General features: G+C 57.1%; 7 protein-coding genes. 5 read left to right on the forward strand and 2 right to left on the reverse strand.

Annotated elements, in window-relative coordinates; genetic code table 11:
- The 3 genes from DBR30_RS19275 to DBR30_RS19285 all read left to right on the forward strand — a co-directional run.
- The coding region (locus tag DBR30_RS19275; protein ID WP_258224507.1) for an ABC transporter substrate-binding protein at positions 1–656 on the forward strand (656 nt) is incomplete at its 5' end.
- A gap of 98 nt (positions 657–754) precedes the next feature.
- Positions 755–1,729, forward strand: coding sequence for an ABC transporter permease (locus DBR30_RS19280; RefSeq protein ID WP_005343520.1), 975 nt, complete (start codon positions 755–757; stop codon positions 1,727–1,729).
- A gap of 3 nt (positions 1,730–1,732) precedes the next feature.
- Entirely contained in the window at positions 1,733–2,674 is a 942-nt protein-coding gene (locus DBR30_RS19285) for an ABC transporter permease (RefSeq protein WP_019445927.1), read from the forward strand.
- 126 nt (positions 2,675–2,800) lie between these two features.
- On the opposite strand, the gene DBR30_RS19290 is transcribed toward DBR30_RS19285, so the two are convergent.
- The gene (locus DBR30_RS19290) at positions 2,801–3,016 is read right to left on the reverse strand and encodes a SlyX family protein (protein ID WP_005335285.1); all 216 of its coding nucleotides are present in this window, start codon (positions 3,014–3,016) and stop codon (positions 2,801–2,803) included.
- Between the two features lie 14 nt (positions 3,017–3,030).
- Complete coding sequence (locus tag DBR30_RS19295; protein WP_021230804.1) at positions 3,031–3,999, reverse strand: hypothetical protein; 969 nt, start codon at positions 3,997–3,999, stop codon at positions 3,031–3,033.
- A 118-nt stretch (positions 4,000–4,117) separates the two neighbouring features.
- On the opposite strand from DBR30_RS19295, the gene fkpA reads away from it, so the two are divergent.
- Positions 4,118–4,921 (forward strand): FKBP-type peptidyl-prolyl cis-trans isomerase, encoded by an 804-nt coding sequence (fkpA, locus tag DBR30_RS19300; protein WP_005335283.1) that lies wholly within the window; start codon positions 4,118–4,120, stop codon positions 4,919–4,921.
- Positions 4,922–5,072: 151 nt separating this feature from the next.
- Positions 5,073–5,380, forward strand: a 308-nt coding sequence (locus DBR30_RS22600) for a response regulator (protein ID WP_258224508.1), incomplete at its 3' end; no start/stop codon positions are given.

The raw sequence follows: 5,380 nt of genomic DNA on the forward strand, positions 1-5,380 counted from the left end.
AGGTGGGTATCGTCGAGAAGATCAACAAGGGCTTCGGTACCCCTGCTGGTCAGCTGAGCCCGAAAGGCTATGCCGGTCACAACGAGGCGCTGGTACCCCAGTATGATCTGGCTAAGGCCAAGGAGCTGATGAAAGAGGCCGGTTACGAGAAAGGCTTCAAGATGACCTTCATCTCCCCGGCAGCCCGCTACGTCAACGACGTCAAGATTGCCCAAGCTGTCTCCGCCATGCTGGCCAAGATCAACATCAAGGTGGATCTGAAAACCATGCCGGTGGCCCAGTACTGGCCGGAGTTTGACAAGTGCGCCGCGGACATGCAGATGATCGGCTGGCACTCCGACACCGAAGATACCGCCAACTTCTTCGAGTTCCTGACCTTCACCAAGGATGCCAAGACCGGTATGGGTCAGTACAACTGCGCCGGTTATGCCAACGCCGAAGCTGACAAGCTGGTGATGGATGCCAACGCCGAGACCGATCCGGCCAAGCGTGCCGAGATGCTGAAGAAGGTCGAAGCCATGCTGATCGAAGATGCTGCCTACGTGCCGTTGCACTGGGAAGATCTGGCCTATGGCGCCAAGAAGAACGTCGACATCAAGCCGGTGGTCAACGTGATGAACTTCCCTTACTTGGGTGACCTGGTGGTCAGCAAGTAAGCGAAGTACCAAGGAAGGACGGGGCGGGGTGGTCAGTTGGCCACTCCGCCCACTAACAGAAGCCTGTGCCACGACACAGGCCACGTAGAAGGACAAGCATGTTTACATTCCTGCTGAAACGGTTCTATCAGGCCGTGATAGTGATGTTCGTCATCAGCCTGGTCGCCTTCTCCATCCAGGACAACCTGGGTGACCCGTTACGCGAGCTGGTGGGACAATCCGTCTCCGAAGCCCAACGTCACGAGTTGCGCGAGAAGATGGGCCTTAACGATCCCTTCCTCATCAAATACAGCCGCTTTTTGAAAAATGCGGTGCATGGGGATTTGGGCACCTCCTATTTCTTCAAGCGACCTGCTCTCGAGGTGATCCTCGACAAGCTGGTGGCTACCCTTGAGCTGGTGTTTGCCGCCGCGCTCATCATCGTGGTGGTCTCTATTCCACTCGGTGTCTATTCGGCGATCCGCCCGCGCAGCATTCCCACCAAGATCATCATGGCGGGGAGCAGTATTGGCATCTCGATCCCGGTATTCCTCACCGCCATCATGCTGATGTACCTCTTCTCCATCCAGCTGGGCTGGCTGCCGGCCTATGGTCGCGGCGAGACCCGTAACCTGCTGGGCTGGGAGTCGGGCTTCTTCACCTGGGATGGTATCAAGCACCTGATCCTGCCTGCGGTGTCGCTCTCCTCCATCATGCTGCCGCTGTTTATCCGGCTGGTGCGCTCCGAGATGCTGGAGCAGCTCTCCTCCGAGTACGTCAAGTTCGCCCGTGCCAAGGGGCTGGACAACAACAAGGTCTACTACCAGCACGCCCTGAAGAACACCATGCTGCCGGTCATTACCGTCGGCGGGGTGCAGATCGGCACCATGGTGGCCTACACCATCCTGACCGAGAGCGTGTTCCAGTGGCCGGGCACCGGCTTCCTGTTCCTTGAGGCGATCCACCGGGTCGATACGCCCCTCATCACCGCCTACGTCATCTTCGTGGGACTGATCTTCGTGGTGACCAATACCCTGGTCGACCTGCTCTACGGGTTGATTAACCCGACCGTTAACCTGACCGCCAAGGGGTAACAGATGACTAATGCTGTAACTGCAAGCCCAAGCCGTTGGGCACGTTTCAAGAACTCTGACATCGTCTACTACTTCCTGCGGGACAAGGTAGCCATGTTCAGCTTTGCGGTGTTCGTGGTATTTGTGCTGGCGGCGCTGCTGGCGCCCTGGCTCGCCCCGCACAACGTCTATGACCAGACCAGTTTTGATCTGATGGATGCCGAGTTGCCCCCCTCCTGGCTCGAAGGCGGCGAGGAGCGTTTCTGGCTCGGTACCGACAACCAGGGGCGGGATATCTGGAGCACCATTCTCTATGGCGCCCGTATCTCCCTCACCATCGGCCTGTTTGCGGTGGCGCTGCAGCTGGTGCTTGGTATCGTCATCGGTCTGATTGCCGGTTACTTCGGTGGACGTATCGACAACTTGCTGATGCGTTTTGCCGACGTGCAGCTGTCGTTCTCCACCATGATGGTGGCGATCATCATCTCCGCTATCTTTCAGGCAACCTTTGGCTCCGAGTTCTACTCGAAGTTCGCCATCATGATGCTGGTGGTGATCATCGGTATTGCAGAGTGGCCGCAGTACGCCCGTACAGTGCGCGCCTCTGTGCTGGCGGAGAAGAAGAAGGAGTATGTGGAAGCGGCCAAGGTGATGGGGTTCCGCGCCCCGCGCATCATGTTCCGCCACATTCTGCCCAACTGTTTGTCGCCCATTCTGGTTATCTCCACCGTGCAGGTGGCCAACGCTATCATGAGTGAGGCGGCGCTCTCCTTCCTTGGTCTGGGGATGCCGGTTGATCAGCCCTCGCTCGGTTCGCTGATCAGCGTCGGCTTTAACTACATCTTCTCCGGCTCTTGGTGGATCACCGCCTTCCCGGGCATCTGCCTGGTGGTGTTGGTGCTGGTCATCAACCTGTTGGGTGACTGGCTGCGGGATGTGTTTAACCCCAAGATCTACAAAGGTTAACGCGGGCTGATTCTGAGGCGCTGAGTCGCAGCTATCAGGTCATTTAGATGAAAAAATCCGAAACCGGTTTTGCCGGTTTCGGATTTTTATTGGTCTTGAGCAGACAGCTTGTTGATTGCACACCCATCAATAGTGCGGCGGCGGGGTCTCTTCGGCCATGCTGGCAATCTGGCTGGGCTGTACGCTTTGCAGTTTGTCGATCAGCAGCTGGATCTGGTATTTGAGTCGATCGAGTTCACGGCCCTGGGTGGTTACCTCGTCGTTGAGCTGCTCTATGGTGTATTCCGCGTAGGCGAGACGGGTTTCCAGGGTTTCGATGCGATCGTTAAGTTGCTGACTCATGGGCCTTCGGGTCCTTACTTGATTGTCCAGATTTCGGCCAGACCACTGGAGCTGGCACTGACAAGGTGGCTATTGTCGCGCAAAGCGACGCCGTAGACCACTGCGCTGGGCGGTTTCACCTTGGGTTGCGGCGAGACGCGCCAGCTCTGCAGCAGGGCACCATCGCTCACTTGCCACAGGGAGAGCTGACGGGAAGGGGCGCCAGTGATGAGCCACTTGCCATCGTTGGCAAAGCGGGCGCTGGTGTAGACCTCGAAGCGGTGATCATATTGCAGCTGACTCACCTCTTTGCCGGTTTTCAGATCCCAGATGCTGGCCCGGCTGCTGTCGGCGGTGAATGCGTAGCGGCCGCTCGGCTCCAGTCTGGCCATGATCACCCGGCCACCATGGTTGAAGCGCCAAATTACCTGCCCGCTACGGGTGTCCCACAGATAGGCGCTGTAGTCGTTGCCGCCGGTCAGGGCGTAGCGACCGTTGGCGGAGAGATCCACCGTATTGACCTGTTCGGTGTGCCCCAGAAACTGCAGGCGACGACCGCTTCGGGTATCGAGCCACTCGGCCTTGCCATCTTCCCGACCTATCAGCACATAACGACCGTCGGCAGAGAGCGCGATGTCCCTCAGCCTGGATTCAGGAAGTGAGTAGTAGCCTTGTGATTGCCCGTCGTTCAGCCGCCAGGTAGCAAAGGTGTCGGGGGTGGCGGTGACGGCATGGCTGTTGCCTTCGGAAAAGCGGGTAATGAATACCAGATCATCCGCCGAGTCGGATTGCTTCCAGCGCCAGCGTTGACGGTTCTGTTCCAGATCCCAGACGATGATGCCCTGGCTGATGCTGGAGACGATGGCTTGCTTGCCATCACTGGAGAGATCTGCGGTCAGCAGACCCGTGCTGGCGAGGGTCATTTGCTGGTTGGGTTGGGAGCTCTGCTCGCAACCGGTTAGCATTAAACAGAGGCTCACCAGATAAATGGCACTTTTTATCATTTTTGCGGTCTCACGCTTTTGTTACCTGCGATCACGGCGTTAGTATAAGGCGCTTATCACGATAAACCTCTCATTTCACGATGGAACCGAGAGCGGTATTTGGAGTTTGGAGAAACTGATGAACAAATTTCTGAAGGTGTCCCTGTTGGCGGCGGCCGTTGCCGTCGGTCTGACTGCTTGCCAAAAAGACGAGAAGCCTGCTGCGGCCAATACCGCCGAAGTGAAGGCTGAAGCCAGCAAGCCGGCAGAGGCGACCAAGGCCGAAGCCAAGAGCTTTGAAGAGCAATCTGGCTACGCAATTGGCCTCTCCATGGGTCGTTACATCGCCAATACCCTGGAGCGTCAGCAGGAACTGGGCATCAAACTGGACAACGCCGTGATCCTGAAAGGGGTGACTGACGGTCTGGGCAAAGAAGCCAAGATGACTGATGAAGAGATCCAGAAGGTACTGCAGGATTATGACGCCAAGATCAATGAGCTGACCAAGGCCAAGGCCGAGAAAGATGCCGTTGAGAATCTGAAGAAGGGCGAAGAGTTCCTGGCTGCCAACGCCAAGAAAGAGGGTGTTAAGAGCACTGAATCCGGCCTGCAATACGTGGTCGAGAAGATGGGCACTGGCGCCAAGCCGAAATCTACCGATATCGTCAAGGTTCACTACACCGGTACCCTGACCGACGGCACCAAGTTCGACAGCTCCGTCGATCGCGGCGAGCCGGCTACCTTCCCGCTCAACCAGGTTATCCCGGGTTGGACTGAAGGTGTTCAGCTGATGCCGGTTGGCTCCAAGTTCAAGTTCTTCCTGCCGTCCAAGCTGGCTTATGGCGAGCACGGTGCAGGCTCCATCCCGGCGAACGCCGTGCTGGTGTTTGACGTTGAGCTGCTGGCTATCGAGAAGCCGACTGCAGACGATGCCAAGAAGTAATCTTTTCTTGTAGTGAAAAACGGCTCCTTAAGGAGCCGTTTTTACTTGTGTATTCCCTGCAATCGCGGGATAACAGAGCTGTCTTGGCGTTGGGTTTGCGCGCGAAAATAAGGCAAAATAGATCGCAGAATCAAATACAAGGATGAGTCCAGTGGCTGAAAATAAATCGCGTGTCCTGCTGGTGGAAGATACCCGTAGTCTGGCGGTGGTCTATGAACAGTACCTGTGCCAGGAGGGGTACGAAGTGGTGCTGGCCGATTGTGGTCAGCAGGCGTTGGCGCAGTTGCTGGCAAGTCCTCCCCCCGTGGTGCTGCTGGATCTGGAGCTGCCGGATATGTCCGGTATGGATATTCTGCAGATGATCACCGAACAGCAACTGCCCTGCTCTGTGGTGGTGATCACCGCCCACGGCTCGGTGGATGTGGCGGTGGAGGCGATGCGCCTCGGTGCCTTCGATTT

The sequence above is a fragment of the Aeromonas sp. HMWF017 genome, assembly GCF_003061465.1.
GTDB classification, from domain to species: Bacteria; Pseudomonadota; Gammaproteobacteria; order Enterobacterales; family Aeromonadaceae; genus Aeromonas; species Aeromonas veronii.